This is a genomic window from Shewanella glacialimarina, from assembly GCF_020511155.1.
GTDB classification, from domain to species: Bacteria; Pseudomonadota; Gammaproteobacteria; order Enterobacterales; family Shewanellaceae; genus Shewanella; species Shewanella glacialimarina.
In genome coordinates this window covers 3,894,055-3,909,380 of record NZ_CP041216.1, presented here as the reverse complement: position 1 = coordinate 3,909,380, position 15,326 = coordinate 3,894,055, and the positions used below count along the sequence as shown (strand labels likewise).

13 protein-coding genes are annotated in these 15,326 nt (G+C 42.8%); 11 read left to right on the top strand and 2 right to left on the bottom strand.

Annotated elements, in window-relative coordinates; all coding sequences use genetic code 11:
• The first annotated feature begins 27 nt into the window (after window positions 1-27).
• The 4 genes from FJ709_RS17040 (at window position 28) to rlmB (ending at window position 5,455) form a co-directional block, all read left to right on the top strand.
• Window positions 28-1,323, top strand: a complete 1,296-nt coding sequence (locus tag FJ709_RS17040; protein WP_226411378.1) for an adenylosuccinate synthase — start codon at window positions 28-30, stop codon at window positions 1,321-1,323.
• A gap of 130 nt (window positions 1,324-1,453) precedes the next feature.
• Window positions 1,454-2,086, top strand: a complete 633-nt coding sequence (locus FJ709_RS17035) for a tetratricopeptide repeat protein (protein ID WP_226411377.1) — start codon at window positions 1,454-1,456, stop codon at window positions 2,084-2,086.
• A gap of 35 nt (window positions 2,087-2,121) precedes the next feature.
• Window positions 2,122-4,698 (top strand): ribonuclease R, encoded by a 2,577-nt coding sequence (gene rnr, locus FJ709_RS17030; RefSeq protein WP_226411376.1) that lies wholly within the window; start codon window positions 2,122-2,124, stop codon window positions 4,696-4,698.
• 4 nt (window positions 4,699-4,702) lie between these two features.
• Window positions 4,703-5,455 (top strand): 23S rRNA (guanosine(2251)-2'-O)-methyltransferase RlmB, encoded by a 753-nt coding sequence (gene rlmB, locus FJ709_RS17025; RefSeq protein WP_226411375.1) that lies wholly within the window; start codon window positions 4,703-4,705, stop codon window positions 5,453-5,455.
• A 74-nt stretch (window positions 5,456-5,529) separates the two neighbouring features.
• Here the strand turns inward: rlmB and FJ709_RS17020 are convergent, their stop codons facing one another.
• Window positions 5,530-6,939 carry an MFS transporter gene (locus tag FJ709_RS17020; RefSeq protein WP_226411374.1) on the bottom strand — a complete coding sequence of 470 codons (1,410 nt, stop codon included), beginning with the start codon at window positions 6,937-6,939 and terminating at the stop codon, window positions 5,530-5,532.
• 47 nt (window positions 6,940-6,986) lie between these two features.
• Complete coding sequence (locus FJ709_RS17015) at window positions 6,987-7,730, bottom strand: DUF481 domain-containing protein (RefSeq protein WP_226411373.1); 744 nt, start codon at window positions 7,728-7,730, stop codon at window positions 6,987-6,989.
• A gap of 216 nt (window positions 7,731-7,946) precedes the next feature.
• On the opposite strand from FJ709_RS17015, the gene rpsF reads away from it, so the two are divergent.
• From rpsF to FJ709_RS16980, 7 genes are all read left to right on the top strand, one after another.
• The gene (gene rpsF, locus FJ709_RS17010; RefSeq protein WP_226411372.1) at window positions 7,947-8,339 is read left to right on the top strand and encodes a 30S ribosomal protein S6; all 393 of its coding nucleotides are present in this window, start codon (window positions 7,947-7,949) and stop codon (window positions 8,337-8,339) included.
• A gap of 8 nt (window positions 8,340-8,347) precedes the next feature.
• Complete coding sequence (gene priB, locus FJ709_RS17005; protein ID WP_226411371.1) at window positions 8,348-8,650, top strand: primosomal replication protein N; 303 nt, start codon at window positions 8,348-8,350, stop codon at window positions 8,648-8,650.
• A gap of 12 nt (window positions 8,651-8,662) precedes the next feature.
• Window positions 8,663-8,890, top strand: a complete 228-nt coding sequence (rpsR, locus tag FJ709_RS17000; RefSeq protein ID WP_226411370.1) for a 30S ribosomal protein S18 — start codon at window positions 8,663-8,665, stop codon at window positions 8,888-8,890.
• Between the two features lie 43 nt (window positions 8,891-8,933).
• Window positions 8,934-9,386, top strand: coding sequence for a 50S ribosomal protein L9 (gene rplI / locus FJ709_RS16995; RefSeq protein WP_226411369.1), 453 nt, complete (start codon window positions 8,934-8,936; stop codon window positions 9,384-9,386).
• Window positions 9,387-9,762: 376 nt separating this feature from the next.
• Window positions 9,763-13,443 carry an ATP-binding protein gene (locus FJ709_RS16990; RefSeq protein WP_226411368.1) on the top strand — a complete coding sequence of 1,227 codons (3,681 nt, stop codon included), beginning with the start codon at window positions 9,763-9,765 and terminating at the stop codon, window positions 13,441-13,443.
• Window positions 13,443-14,108 carry a hypothetical protein gene (locus FJ709_RS16985; protein ID WP_226411367.1) on the top strand — a complete coding sequence of 222 codons (666 nt, stop codon included), beginning with the start codon at window positions 13,443-13,445 and terminating at the stop codon, window positions 14,106-14,108. The genes FJ709_RS16990 and FJ709_RS16985 overlap by 1 nt, the downstream gene beginning before the upstream one ends.
• Window positions 14,105-15,325 (top strand): phosphoenolpyruvate carboxylase, encoded by a 1,221-nt coding sequence (locus tag FJ709_RS16980; RefSeq protein ID WP_226411366.1) that lies wholly within the window; start codon window positions 14,105-14,107, stop codon window positions 15,323-15,325. Before FJ709_RS16985 ends, FJ709_RS16980 begins: the two co-directional genes overlap by 4 nt.
• Window position 15,326 lies beyond the last annotated feature (1 nt).

The window sequence follows — 15,326 nt, the reverse complement described above, 5'->3', positions numbered from 1 at the left end:
TTATACCACAAGACGTTGCAGCTAATAATGGGCAAAAATGTAGTCGTACTCGGCACTCAATGGGGTGACGAAGGCAAAGGTAAGATTGTCGACCTTTTAACAGAACAGGCAAAATACGTAGTTCGTTACCAAGGCGGCCATAATGCCGGTCATACCTTGGTTATTGATGGTGAAAAAACGATACTTCATTTAATTCCGTCTGGGATTTTACGTAACAACGTAAAATGTCTGATCGGTAATGGTGTTGTTGTTGCTCCTGATGCGTTGATGAAAGAAATCAACATGCTGAAAGAGCGCGGCGTACCTGTTGAAGAGCGTTTACTTATATCTGAAGCGTGTCCGCTAATATTACCCTTCCATTGTGCACTTGATATTGCTCGCGAAAAAGCGCGTGGCAATAAAGCTATTGGCACAACGGGTCGCGGTATTGGGCCAGCTTATGAAGATAAGGTTTCACGTCGTGGTCTTCGCATTGGTGACTTATTCAATGCAGAACTTTTTGCAACTAAACTAAAAGAAGTGATGAAATATCACAACTTTATGTTAACTGAATACTACAAGGTAGAAGCTGTTGACTATCAAAAAACGCTAGATGATGCATTGGCTATTGCTGATTATCTAAAGAGTTTATGTGTTGACGTTACTGAGTTATTAGATACCGCCCGTAAGGCTGGTGAGCCAATTCTATTTGAAGGTGCTCAAGGTACATTATTGGATATCGACCATGGTACATATCCATTTGTAACTTCTTCTAATACTACCGCTGGTGGTGTTGCAACAGGCTCAGGTTTTGGTCCACGTCATATTGATTATGTACTTGGTATCATGAAAGCTTACACTACACGTGTAGGTGCAGGTCCTTTCCCAACGGAATTAGCCAATGAAATTGGTGATTACATTGGTGAGAAAGGGCAAGAGTTTGGTGCGACGACGGGTCGTAAACGTCGTCCAGGTTGGTTAGATGCAGTGGCAATGCGCCGTGCAGTTCAAATCAACAGCGTAAGTGGTTTCTGCTTAACCAAGCTAGATGTATTAGATGGCCTAGAAGAAGTTAAAATCTGTGTTGGTTATCAAAACCCAGATGGTACTGTTTCTAAAATTACGCCATTAGCTGCTGAAGGCTATGAGCTAGTTACACCAATCTATGAAACCATGCCAGGTTGGAAAGAAGTGACTTTTGGTGCGACTTCAATTGAGCAACTTCCTGTTGCTGCAATTAACTACATCAAACGCATTGAAGAGTTATTAGAAACGCCAATCGATATCATCTCAACCGGTCCTGACCGTAACGAGACCATGATTCTAGTTAATCCATTTAACTAAAATTAATATCGGAAAAAGGCCGCGTCAAGCGGCCTTTTTAATGAAAGCAGCTTGCAGTATTGGTTCAGTCCTTAAGAAAAATGTGTCGCGGCCGATTAATAAGATAATCAAACTGTCATAGAGAATTTTTATGTTACGGCTTTCATTGCTTCTCATATTCACGTTATTATTTAGTTATTCTATTCAAATTGCCAAGGCTGTCTCTGGCGCCTATGATATTTATAGCGATGAACAACTCATTAATCTGATCCGCAGTAATCAATATCTTCAACGTGTGAAGCTTGATGAGTGTCAGTTAGTGCAAGATATTGAAGCTAGAGCAGAAGTGCTACAGCAGCCCTTATATCAATTTTTATGGGGCGAAATGTTAAATCACGGCGTGTGTGTTAAAGCACATCCTGCTCGTGGAATAGCAATATTACAAACGGCCGCCGAGCAAGGTAGTGCCGAAGCTATGTTAAAATTAGCTGATTATTACTACCGAGGACAACTGGTGGTAAAAGATCGACATCGTTCAGTGCAATACACATTACCTGCAGCAGCGAATGGTGATGTAAATGCACGTATGATGTTAGTTAAACTGTTTGCTGAAGGTTATGGCAGCCCAAAAGATTACGAAATGGGCTATCATTGGCTTTATAACAGTATTTTTGATGATGAGAGTCAGCAAAAGAAAGCGACTTCATTGTTACAACAACTTGCTGTAAAAATGCCCACAAGTATTGTTGAAAGGGCCCAGCAGCAACAACTTTATATGCAATAAGGCATACAATATTATGCCGATGATTTGGAAATTGAATGATCACCGATCCTCATTTTGAGAGAGAACAAGACAAGTACGATAATCCTATTCCTAGCCGTGAGTACATTTTAGAGTACTTGCGCGCGCAAAAGTCACCCGTTACCCGTGACAAAATCGCAGAAGCGTTAAAAATAACTGAGGAAGAGCCATTAGAAGCCTTACGTCGTCGCTTACGCGCGATGGAGCGTGATGGCCAGTTAGTGTTTACCCGTGGTCAAAGCTACGGTTTACCTGAAAAAATGGATTTACTATCGGGCACTATTATTGGTCACCGAGACGGCTTCGGCTTTTTAAAGCTTGAAGAAGGCGGTGACGATTTATTTATCAATAACCGTGACATGCTGATGTATTTTCATGGCGATAAAGTGCTGGCGCAAAAAGCCGGTACAGATCGTCGTGGTCGCCGAGAAGCGCGTATTGTGCGTTTGGTTCAAGAGCGAAGCGCAGCATTAGTTGGCCGATACCATGTTGATGGCGGGATGGCATTTATCATTGCCGATGATCGCCGTATCAACCAAGAGATTTTAATTGCCAATGAAGATAACAACGGTGCTCGTGCCGGTGATGTTGTGGTGGTTGAGCTAACAAGACGACCAGGTCGCTTTGTTAAAGCAGCCGGTAAAGTCACTGAAGTCCTAGGTAAAACGATGGCACCGGGGATGGAAATTGAAATTGCACTGCGCAATTATGATTTACCCCATACCTGGTCAGATATTATTGAGAAAAAACTTAAACGTATACCTGATGAAGTGCCTGACTCAGACAAACAAGGCAGAGTTGATTTACGTCATTTACCACTGGTCACTATTGATGGTGAAGATGCGCGTGACTTTGATGATGCGGTTTATGCGGAGAAAAAACCAGGTGGAGGCTGGCGCTTATGGGTGGCTATTGCAGATGTAAGCCATTATGTGCGCACAGATTCAGCATTAGATGTGGAAGCTCGTGAGCGTGGTAATTCGGTATATTTTCCTTCGCAAGTTATTCCCATGTTGCCAGAGAAAATTTCTAACGGATTATGTTCGTTAAATCCCCATGTTGATCGTTTGTGCATGGTGGCCGAAATGACTATTGCGGCCAGCGGTAAATTGTCAGGTTATAAGTTTTACCCTGCAGTGATGCATTCCCATGCGCGTTTCACGTATACCCAAGTTGCCGACATGCTAGAAGGTGGCGTTATTGCCCCTGAACATCAAGCATTGTTCCCACATTTACAGTGTTTACAGTCTTTGTACTTAACCTTAGATGAACGACGAGCTGAGCGCGGCGCCATTGCATTTGAAACATTAGAGACGCAATTTATTTTTAATGAACAGCGCAAAATCGATAAGATTGTGCCTAGAGGCCGTAACCAAGCGCATAAAATCATTGAAGAATGTATGATTTTAGCCAATGTGGCATCAGCTAAGTTCGTTAAAAAGAACAAGGGTGAAGTGTTATACCGTGTGCATGAAGCGCCGTCTGAGCAAAAGTTAGCAAACTTTAAAGAGTTTCTCGCTGAGCGTGGTTTATCGATGGAAGGTGGCTTAGAACCTACACCAGCAGATTACCAAGGTATTATGCTGAAAATTGCAGATAGACCCGATGCAGAGCTTATTCAGGTTATGTTATTGCGCTCTATGCGCCAGGCTATTTATAGCCCAGATAATGACGGTCACTTTGGTTTAGCCCTAGAAGAGTATTCTCACTTTACATCACCTATTCGACGTTATCCCGATCTTGTCCTACATCGCGTGATTAAGTTCCTGCTGGCTAACAGTGAAGGCACGGTTAAAGACAAGTGGACTCAGGACGGTGGCTTTCAATATACCCTTGCTGAGTTAGATTCATTAGGTGAAGAGTGCTCAACCACTGAGCGCCGAGCAGATGAAGCGACTCGAGATGTGAGCGACTGGCTTAAATGTGAATACATGCAAGATCATGTTGGTGATGACTTTGACGCTGTAATTGCATCGGTGACTAACTTTGGCTTATTTGTGCGCTTAAATGATTTATTCATTGATGGTTTGGTTCATATATCGAGCTTAGCAAGTGATTACTATCAGTTTGATGCTATGCGCCAGCGCTTAGTGGGTGAGAATACCCGTCAAGTTTATCAAGTTGGTGATCCAGTAAGTGTGAAAGTGGCAGCAGTTAACCTAGATGATCGCCAAATCGATTTAATTATGATTGGTGACAACAGCAAAGGTCAGGGCAAACGTCGCAACAGCAACAAGCCACTTACTGCGCGTGATCGCGTTAAGTTAGAGGGAGCTAAGTCTGCTCGTGGCGCTAAAGAGGGTGATAAACCGTCTAAAGGTCGTGGCAAGAAAGTCGCTTCTGAAGGTACTGGCTCAGCAGTTAGCAAAGATTCAGCTAACAAGGGACCAGCTAAAAAATCGACTAGCAAAAAACTTCGGGTTAAAAAACCTAACGCAAAAAAGACTGACGCCAAAAAGACCGACGCTAAAAAAACGGCTGTTAAAAAGCCTTTAGCGAGTAAATCGAAAGCTAAGAAGACCGATGCTAATAAAGCCAACAATAGCGAATCAACCGCAAAAGCGGCTGAAGCCAAAAGCAGTAAGAGAAAGTAATTAAATGAAAAAACAAGATGTTATTTTTGGTATTCACGCCGTTGAAGCCCTATTAAAAAACAGCCCAGAGCGCGTTATTGAATTATGGCTAATGCAAGGTCGCGATGATGAACGTTTAGAACCTCTAGTAAATGCAGCCCAAGAAGCGGGTATTAAGTCACAGCGTTCAGCGAGAAAAGTGCTTGATGAAAAAGCAGAAAGTACTCAGCACCAAGGTGTGGTAGCGCGTGTAACCGCAGCCAAAGTGCTTGCTGAAAGTGAGTTAGACGCTTTACTGGATAAACTCAGTGCTGAGCAGAAAACGCCTTTCTTCTTGATACTCGATGGTGTGACAGATCCACATAATTTAGGCGCCTGTATTCGTAACGCTGATGCAGCTGGTGCGCACGGGGTTATCGTACCTAAAGATAATTCTGTTGGCCTAACATCCGTTGTGAGTAAAGTTGCGAGTGGTGCAGCAGAAGTTGTGCCGTTATTTCAAGTGACTAACTTGGCACGTACAATGCGACACATCCAAGACAAAGGTGTGTGGATTGTTGGCGCCGCAGGTGAGGCTGACAGTAATGTGTATCAAGCTGACTTTAAAGGCGCGCTAGCGATTGCTATGGGCGCGGAAGGTAAGGGCTTACGTCGTTTAACCCGTGAAAGCTGTGACTCGCTAATCTCTATTCCGATGTCAGGAACGGTTTCAAGCTTAAATGTATCTGTGGCTACTGGTATCTGTTTGTTTGAAGCGGTACGTCAACGTTTAGTGTAACGGCCACTAATTTGTGATGAAAAAAGCGAGCTGATGCTCGCTTTTTTGTGTTTGCAACTAAACCCAATGTCTGACTAAGTTTTGCGAGTTTCTACTTGGCTTGTAATATTATTTTGGTCTACGTGGTTAATTACATCATCATTTTTGTCATCAACTACTTGGGTGTAATCAGGCTCATCATCTAACACATCGTCTTCTGTGCCAACCATATCAAATGCATTATCATCAGGATTAATCATTTGATCCTGCACCGATTGCACATTTACCCTAGGGTCAAAAGAGGCTGCCAATGGTGATGACACTAAATCTCCACCTGCCATCACATAGTCATTACTTGAGCCCTGTTCAGCTTTTTGCTTGTTATTAATAAATAATAAGCGAATAACTAACGTGAAAGCACAAATACTCATAAAGCCATATAGCATATTGTTACCAAAGTGCTGCATCAGTGATGAAGCGATAAGTGGGCCAATACTGGCGCCAATACCAAATGTCACTAAAATTGTGGCCGATAATCCGACTCGCTCATGTTGCTCTATACGAGAATTGGCTAACGCCGTGGCTAATGGATAAAGTGTAAAAGCCAACACGCCAAATATTCCTGTTAAGACTAATGAGATTTGGGCATCAAAAGGCACCAAAGCAATAACCAGCACCAATATACCAAGCAGACCACAGTTAATGCGAATAAGGCGGCTTCTTGGCATTAAGTCAGACAGTTTACCCATAGGCCATTGGGCTAGCAGACCTGCGAAAATAGTACATGACATATATAAGGCGACAGATTGAGGTTCAATACCTTGCGCAGTAGCATAAGCTGGCGCTAAACCGTAAAAGCATCCTACTATCATACTACCCAAAGCTATAGTGGTCAGTGCTTGTGGTGCACGTTTCCAGTAGTGCTTCATGTTAAGTGGTGCAGGTGTTAATGGCTCTGGGTGAATACGGCGTGTAATTGAAATGGGTACAGTACACAAAGCAAAACAAATTGCGATAAGCAGTAAAGGTTCAATACCTAAGTCTGGGTATAAACTAATGGCGCCTTGGCCAGCCATTAATGCCAAGTAAGATACAATCATATAACTGGCAAAAACGGTGCCGCGTTGACTCGGTTCAGATTGTTCGTTAAGCCAGCTTTCAAGCACCATGTATTGACACATCATGCCCATGCCAACAAGGACACGTAGGATTAGCCAAATGGTTAGGTCGTCAATTAATGCATGACCTAACGCAGATGCAGTCACCACACCCGCGCATGCCACAAAGGCACGAATATGGCCAACTTGTGCAATGAGTTTATGACCCACTTTAGATCCACATACCAAACCAATATAGTAGGCAGACATCATGCCGCCGACCCATATTTGTGGCACTTCCATCATAGTGAGCTTTAGGCCTAAATATGTAGTCAGAAGACCAGCTGCCAGTACCATCATAAAGGTCGTACTGTATAATGAGGTAAAACTACGTAATGGACTGGTCATCACACTGCCTCTATAGGTTATTTATTACTCCGCTTAAATAAGCGTAATTACTGGAATGTGTACAGTAAGTTGAACGTCGTAATTGTATCCGTTTTCTGGCTGTCCTGTGGCACATCAGAGGTATACTTAACGTTAACGCCAATTTTAAATGCCCAATCTTGAATGAAGGTATTTCTATAGTTCATATCTAAGGTCAAGGTGTTGTTATCTTGGCCCGTTTCGGCCGTCACATCGGCATTAAGACTAGTGTATTCCTGTAGCTTTACAGAGTACTTAGCCGCTGAACGTAAAATAATATCTTTGTTGGGCGTAGGCTCAGGGTCAGCAACAGATGAAGAGGGTAAGTCATAACGATAACCAGGACCGAATTCTAAACTGAGTTTAGTTCTATAGTTTTTGATTAAATCAAAACCATAACCTGAGGAAATAGTATAAATTTTGGTGAACGAGCCGTATTGGTTCCAGGTAAATTCACCGCGGCCAAAAACGTATCCTCGTTCTAATTTATAGTTACTTTGTAGATAAACCTCATATTTCTCCGAGGTTGCTTCACTTCCGTCAGCAGAGTAGTAGGCTTTTAAGGTGCCTTCTTGCTTAGTATTAAGGGTGTCGTAAGTCGCATAAGTACGCCCGTTGAAGTTTTTGGTTTCATTATTGCCACTATTAAGTTGCAACCCTGCTTCAATTTCAGCATTAAAACCGTTTTCGGGTTCTTGATAGTCAGGTGGTACCAAAGCCCACGCGGAAGGAGACAATATCAGCAAACAGCAGATAGACAGCGCTTTTTTCATAGTGATCACTATTTCTTGTTATCCATTACAACTCATTCTTAACTGCCGACATGATACCTGTATTCAATAACACAGGAAAGAATACTTTATTACTTGAGTTTGTGAGGGAGTTTCGGTATCATCGCGCGCTCAAATCAGTCACTTTAATTCGTTCCTTGCCTCCACATTGGTCTGACTGAGCCAGAAAAGAGGCTACTTAACCGTAAGGAGCAATAAATGCGTCATTATGAAATCGTATTTATGGTTCACCCAGATCAAAGTGAACAAGTCCCAGGTATGATTGAGCGTTACACCGGTGTTATCACCGCTGCTAACGGTACAATTCACCGTTTAGAAGATTGGGGCCGTCGTCAATTGGCTTACCCAATCCAAGACCTACATAAAGCTCACTATGTTCTTTTGAACGTAGAAGCAACTGCAGAGTCTATTGAAGAGTTAGAGACAGCTTTCCGTTTCAACGACGCTGTTCTGCGTAACTTTGTAATGCGCACTAAAGCTGCTGTTACTGAAGCTTCACCTATGGCAAAAGCAAGAGACGAACGTGAAACACGTCGTTCATCTTCTGATGACCGTATGGACGAAGAAAGCGCTGAAGAAAACGCTGAATAATTTACTCTGTGAATAACCATTTAACTTTGTTTGGAACCATTACGCGTTCAAAACAAATGAGCAGTCCCAGCGGTATTAATCATACGATTATTACGCTAGAACATAAGTCACAGAAGTATGATGCAGAGTTATTACGAAACGTATACTGCCTTATACAAGTGGTGTTGAGTGGTCCACGCTTTAAAAGCGTAGCAGATAAATTAAAAGCAGGTGTGCAGGTTGAAGTTGAAGGGTTTCTTTCACTCCAACAAGGACGAAATGGTCAAAACCGTTTAGTTTTGCATGCTGAAAATGTCGAATTGAAAACTTAGGAGACTGTCAAAATGGCACGTTATTTCCGTCGTCGCAAGTTCTGTCGCTTCACAGCTGAAGGCGTTACAGAAATTGATTATAAAGATATCGTAACTTTAAAGAACTACGTAACAGAAAGTGGCAAGATTGTTCCTAGCCGTATTACTGGTACTAGTGCTAAATACCAACGCCAACTAGCTCGCGCTATCAAGCGTGCTCGTTATCTTTCTCTACTGCCATATACTGATTTACATCAGTAATATAGCAGTATTAAATTCCTAATCGAATAAAGAGGATTTGATAATGAACGTAATTCTACTAGACAAAATTGCAAACTTAGGCAGCTTAGGCGACCAAGTTTCTGTTAAAGCTGGTTATGCACGTAACTTCCTTTTACCATTTGGTAAAGCGGTTGTTGCGAATGCTGCAAACGTTGAAGTATTTGAAGCTCGTCGTGCTGATTTAGAAGCTAAAATAGCTGCTGATCTAGCTACAGCGACAGCTCGTGCTGAAAAATTAACTGCATTAGAAGGCGTTGTTATCGCTTCTAAAGCAGGTGATGAAGGTAAACTATTCGGTTCAGTTGGCAACCGTGACATCGCTGATGCAGTAACTGCAGCTGGCGTTGAACTTGCTAAATCTGAAGTCCGTTTACCTTTAGGTGCTTTACGCACTACTGGTAACTTCGAAGTTGAAGTGCAAGTACACACTGAAGTTAAAGCTATCGTTAAGATTTCTGTTGTTGCAGAAGCTTAATTATTGCTAACGCTTTAAAAGAACACCGCCAATAGGCGGTGTTTTTTTATGGGTGCTTTTCAACGTTATCTCCATAACCATCATTTGATGTCAGATTAAATTCATCGCAACTTCAAAAAATATCTTTTCTCGACCAACAATTCACTTAATTTAACTCGATTGCTACTTTGTTAACCGCCATCATAAGATGATTTACAGTATGATCCAATGCTGGAATATCATTGCCATCGCCGACGGATTAATTTAACGTAAAGCCCAGCTATTGTGTAAAAATCGTGGTTTTAAAAACCAGTGCATTAGACATTAATGTATTAATTACCCCGGCTTTATCCCGAAGTGAATTGAATCGCTTGTTTTGTTTTAATAAAGGACTCTCATGCCTAGTTTGATAAGAATCGTGCTCATTAACACTCACTTACCCGGTGTGGTGGAATTGGCATTAAATGGCCACACTAATATTTGTGGGACAAACGCATCAGGTAAAACCACCTTACAACGTCTGGTACCGGTGTTTTACGGTGAATATCCAAGTCGAGTTGTACCCTCAACGCGTGACAGTTTTGAGCGCTGGTATTTACCGCACGATTCAAGCTACATCATTTATGAATACCAAAAAGATGATGGGCTGCTTTATCAAGCTGTATTAGCATCCGCAGGTGACGGTAAAGGGGTTAACTATCGCTTTATTGCCCGTGGTTTTGAGCTTGAGGATTATGTTAAAAATCGTAATGGCGATACCATTATTTGCCATTCAATGGCGGAGCTTGGACGTGAAGTAAAACGTCAAGATGTTGCTCACACCAATTTATTAAATACCCGTGAATTTAGGGCGATTATCCAAAACGATCGCAGCTTGCTTAATACCGGAGCTAATCGTAATGAGCTGCGCACATACGCGCGTCAATTCTCCCTGTGCGACAGTGAACACTCTTTACGCCATATTGAAAAACTTGCCAAAGCGGTGCATTCCAAAGAAGGCAAAATGGAAACGGTCAAATCGATGATCGCCGCCATTTTAGAAGAAGATGGCGTTAATCCGCCAACCTCTCGATTAAACCCACAAAGGGTTGAATCTTGGATCCGCGAGAGTCAGTTGGTCCAAGGCTTTGAGCAAATCCGTCCTGAATTTGAAAAGCTCGAACAGGAGTTTAACCAGTTATTGAGCGCTGAAATGCGTCTTGCTAGCTTATCTCGTGGTTACCGACATGATGAAACCTTAGAAGCGGATCGCCAAGATGCTAACCAAACCTTGGCAAAAGAGCTAAACCTTAAGCTTAAAATGCTTGATGAAGAGTGGAAAGATATCCGTGATGAATTACAAAACGAAATATCTGCCGCCAAAGGTGACACCCAGAAGTGTGAGCATGAATTAGATGCGATTGAAGAACAGCATGGTGGTTTTTTAGATGCTGATATCGAACAAGCAAAAGCAGATTTAGACAGTTTACCCAGCTGGCGCCAAGATGTTGAAAACTTAAATGAGCGTCACAAATTACAAACTGAAAAACATCAAGACATTGAAGCTGCCTTTAATGGCAGACGTTCAAAAATTGCCGAACAATTACACAGTGAATTAGAGACATTACATAAAGAGCAAGATACTCAGCGTGAAACCCGTGACAAACAACGTGAGTTAGCAAATGACGATTTAACTCAACTTGAAGGGTTTTGGCGCGAACAAACCGATGCTGGCAAAGCTAAGTTTAGCGAGCAAGAATATCAACTGAAGTTAACCGCCGCAGAGCTTAAACATCAAGTAGATAGTGTGTCATACACTGAAGATGAAAAGCTGCGTTTGGCCATTTTTGATGAACGCATTAGCCTCGCTGACGAAGAGCAGGAAAGCTGTAATCAAAAGGTTGAACGCTTAACCACAGAAGAGCGCAAACAGCGCGCTAAGCGTGATCAAGCTAATGAGTCGCTGCGCATTGCCAGTATTCGTGTTAATGAGCGTGAGCAAGCCAAAGAAGACATTCATCATATGTTGTTCCCGCAATCGCATACTTTATTAGAATTCTTACGTAAAGAAGCGGTCGGTTGGGAACATTCTTTTGGCAAAGTCATTGCGCCAGAGTTACTGCATCGCACCGATTTACACCCCAGTGTAGCCAACCAGGACAGTGATGCGTTGTTTGGGGTCCATATTGACCTAAAAGCCATTGATGTGCCTGATTATGCACAATCTGAGCAGGATTTACGGATTCGTCTAGCTAAGGCCGAAGAAGCCCTTAAAAGTGCACAAGAGTTGCAGGCTGAACATGAAGATCAGCTCATTGCTATGAACGATGTGTTAGACAAACTTAACCGTGAACTGACCTTTGCCCGTACGGCCTATAAAAATAGCCGTGAAGATTTACGCCGTTTATTTGATGAAAAACGCAGTGAGCAACAACGTATTGATCAAGCGCTCACTGAAAGAAAAGCGGAATCGGGCAAGCGATTAATTCAGTTAGATAATGAATTGAAACAACTGAAAAACCAGCATGTTGAATGGTTGTCAGAGCAAAAATCCCAAGCGCTTGAAGCGCGTATGGAAAAAAATGCTTATTGGCAAGAAGTGGTCGGTGCTATCGATAACCAACTTGGGCAAATTAAGGCCAATATTGAACAGCGTCGAACCAATGCCAAAACCGAGCAAAAGGCCTGTGAAACCTGGTACAAAAACGAGCTTAAATCCCGCGGTGTTGATGAAAGTGCCATTTTGGCACTTAAACGTGAGATTCGTGAATTAGAAGCCAAAATTAGTCATGCAGAACAACGTCGTAGCGATGTACTGCGATATGACGACTGGTATCAACATACCTGGCTATCTAGAAAACCTAAACTGCAAACTCAGCTTGCCGATGTTAAACGAGCGGCTTTAGCGCTTGAGCAGCAGCTAACCAACAAAACCAATGATATTAAGAGCCGCCGTGCAGACTTAGAAACCCAGCGTAAAGCATCTGATGCCGCCCAGGTTGAAGCGTCTGAAAACCTGACTAAACTGCGTGCGGTTATGCGTAAATTGGCAGAGCTGAAACTGCCGGCTAATAAAGAAGAAGCCAGCGGCGGCATTGGTGAACGTTTACGCCAGGGTGAAGACTTATTACTTAAACGTGATTATTTGCAGGGCTCAGTGAAGCAATATATCGAGCACTTTGATAGCGTGATTGCCAGTAAATCAGGCTCTAGTTTGGCTGAATTTTGGGAACGTGCCCGTGAAGAATCGAGTTATGTGAATGACAAAGGTATTCGCTTATTAGATTATCGTAAGTTGGTGCCGCAGCTTGAGCAGCTATTAAACGTAATGGTGCCACAATCGTTAATGGCCATTCGTGAACAGGGGCGTATTTTCGGGGTCGATTTAAGCGCATATTATGATGTGTTAGCTGACATTGACCGTCGTATCGCCTCCCAAAGTGCCCGTATTACCCGTGAAGTGGGTGAAGAGTTATTCCTTGATGGGGTATCAGAATCTGCGGTACGCATTCGTTCACGTATTAGTGAGTTAGAGTTTTGGCCAGAGCTTGAAGTGTTTGTAAAAGCCTTTAAAGCCTGGAAAGCCGACAACTTCAGTAGCCTTCCTGACGAGCATTACACTAACAGTATGCGCCGCGCATTAGACATAATTGGTCGAGCGGCATTAACCGGCGGTATTACCAAATTATTGGAGATTGAACTGCGCTTGAAAGAGGGTAACAGCGATCTAATTATTCGCACCGATCGCCAGTTAAATGAATCTTCCAGTCATGGTATGGCTTACCTTATTTTATGTAAGTTTTTACTGGCCTTTACCCGATTATTGCGTGGCAAAGCCGATGTCACTATTCACTGGCCGATAGATGAGCTGGGCACCTTGCATCATACTAACGTCAAGAAGATATTTGATGCCTGTGAAAACAATAATATCAGTGTATTAGGCGCATTTCCTAACCCTGAGTCAGAAGTGTTAAATCTGTTTGCTAACCGTTATATCATCAACAAACAGACTAAAAAATTACAAGTGGTTAAGCCTAAAGCGAATCCATTAGCAGCACGTTTAAACCAGCACAACGCTAAAACAGAGGAGTTAGCATAATGACTAGCGAAGTTTATGATAACCATGACACTGTATTGGTAGGCGCAGGTGCCATCATAGAGCAATTATTACGCGGCGAGTTTATTTGCCGCGTTACCAATGAAGACGGTTGGCGAGCACTGAAAAATAACAGTACCCGTGAACGTGTAGAAAGCTATTTGAATCAAATTAATCGCACCATTGCCAGCGCAGGTGAAGGAGAAGTGTTTTTTTGTGGTTATTTGCAACTGGGCGAAAGTGAACGCAAAGTGGTCTCTAGCCAGTTTAAAGAAATCTGCGGTGCGCTAATTCCCCTAGTGGAATGGTTAGTATTAGTGCAAGAAGCCAGTGGTCAAGATGCTCCATTAAGTGAAGGTGCACCCATTCGATTAACTGAGCTGCAAGCGCGTATTGAAGATACCCCCGCTTTTAGTGAGCAACTGACCAAACTAAGCCATTATCGTTTATTTGGTTCAAGCAGTACTAATGTTGACGGCCAAATTAAGCTGGTATTTAAGCGCTTAGTTGAACTGGGTTATCTAACTAAACCGAACGTAGAAAAACAGATTTATATTGCCACCGGTAAATTAGATTACTTGTATGAAGTGATCCGCTTTATTGATGAAACCGAAGGGTTAAGCTTAGAAGCACAGGCTGAAACCGCGACCCAGCGGGAGTTAATATGAGTAACAACTTACATCAAGCAGGGGTAAAGCTGCTTAAACAGCTCGCTCGGCATGCCGATGTGATTATGGATGCCTATCTAGCGGGCTCAGTTAATGAATCAAGTCATGACCCGGCTGTGATTGAAAAACTGAAAAAAAGTGGCTTGTTATGGCGACCAGAGCCCGATCAAGAATTACGTTTGAAGCGGTCGGTACGGGCATTATTAGAAGAAGGCTTGAGCGATGAGCGCAATCGTCAAATTGACTCCAATGTTGGCTCTGCATTAGCGACCATAAAAACCTTAGCCGATCACTACAAAGAAGCCCGCCACAATGTTGATCATAGCGCCGCAGAGGCATACCTTGCCGATTTAAGTGAGCATGTTTACAGCTTTACCGACAGCTTACGTTATTCAATTCGAGTGCTATGGGGACGCATTAACAATGAGTTTGGTTATGTGGGCACCATTAACGCCAAAATTAGAGAAAACGAATTAGCCCAAAGCCAGGTCAGCGAGCTATTGAACGGCTTAGAAATGTTCCAGTTCAGTGAACTGGGCGAAATAGCTGGCGATATTCGTGAGCTGCGCCGTTTATTGATCACCAGTTTACAAGATACCTTAAGTTACTGTACCCAAGAGCTCAGCGTAGTACAGGGGCGGTTATTTGAATTACTGGGACGTTTTAGACAGATTAGAGGCCGTACCCGTTTATTAAAAGGTTGGCTGCTACACACCAGTTTACACCCTGATTACCACCCCGATAATCATGCTGGACACAATACCGTTCCCGCTTTGTTTAACTATGCTGAAGCCATATTAAAACCTGCACATGTGGATGTTAGTAATCCGCATCATGAGCTTGATCTGATGAACATGGTGGCACAAGTTAAAGCCATTAGCCGTGATGAACGTAGTGTGACTCAGCGAGACGCCAATTTTACTTTTGAAATGACAGAAGTGGAAGATTTCGATATTCCTGACAACCCACTTAAAGTGGCCGTTGATGAATATTTTTGCGCCATTATTGACTCAGGCTTGCGTCAATCTGCACTGGAATATTTAGATCAGCAGCAGCTCAACTGGGACAGCGAGAGTTGGTTGTATCAGGTGATTGGTGGCTACGAAGCCTTACCTATGGAGCATAAACAGTACTTTGAGTTAGAACCTATAGGCAAACCTGATCCGATTTATACTGGTAACTTCATTGTAACCGACGTTGAATTGTGGCTGGCGTAGC

Bases quoted from the DNA above. Each gene is read 5' to 3' on its own strand.
- rpsF (WP_226411372.1), top strand. From the start codon at position 7,947: ATGCGTCATTATGAAATCGTATTTATGGTTCACCCAGATCAAAGTGAA.
- FJ709_RS16980 (WP_226411366.1), top strand. From the start codon at position 14,105: ATGAGTAACAACTTACATCAAGCAGGGGTAAAGCTGCTTAAACAGCTC.
- rpsR (WP_226411370.1), top strand. From the start codon at position 8,663: ATGGCACGTTATTTCCGTCGTCGCAAGTTCTGTCGCTTCACAGCTGAA.
- FJ709_RS17015 (WP_226411373.1), bottom strand. From the start codon at position 7,730: ATGAAAAAAGCGCTGTCTATCTGCTGTTTGCTGATATTGTCTCCTTCC.
- FJ709_RS16985 (WP_226411367.1), top strand. From the start codon at position 13,443: ATGACTAGCGAAGTTTATGATAACCATGACACTGTATTGGTAGGCGCA.
- FJ709_RS16990 (WP_226411368.1), top strand. From the start codon at position 9,763: ATGCCTAGTTTGATAAGAATCGTGCTCATTAACACTCACTTACCCGGT.
- FJ709_RS17040 (WP_226411378.1), top strand. From the start codon at position 28: ATGGGCAAAAATGTAGTCGTACTCGGCACTCAATGGGGTGACGAAGGC.
- rlmB (WP_226411375.1), top strand. From the start codon at position 4,703: ATGAAAAAACAAGATGTTATTTTTGGTATTCACGCCGTTGAAGCCCTA.
- rplI (WP_226411369.1), top strand. From the start codon at position 8,934: ATGAACGTAATTCTACTAGACAAAATTGCAAACTTAGGCAGCTTAGGC.
- FJ709_RS17020 (WP_226411374.1), bottom strand. From the start codon at position 6,939: ATGACCAGTCCATTACGTAGTTTTACCTCATTATACAGTACGACCTTT.
- rnr (WP_226411376.1), top strand. From the start codon at position 2,122: ATGATCACCGATCCTCATTTTGAGAGAGAACAAGACAAGTACGATAAT.
- FJ709_RS17035 (WP_226411377.1), top strand. From the start codon at position 1,454: ATGTTACGGCTTTCATTGCTTCTCATATTCACGTTATTATTTAGTTAT.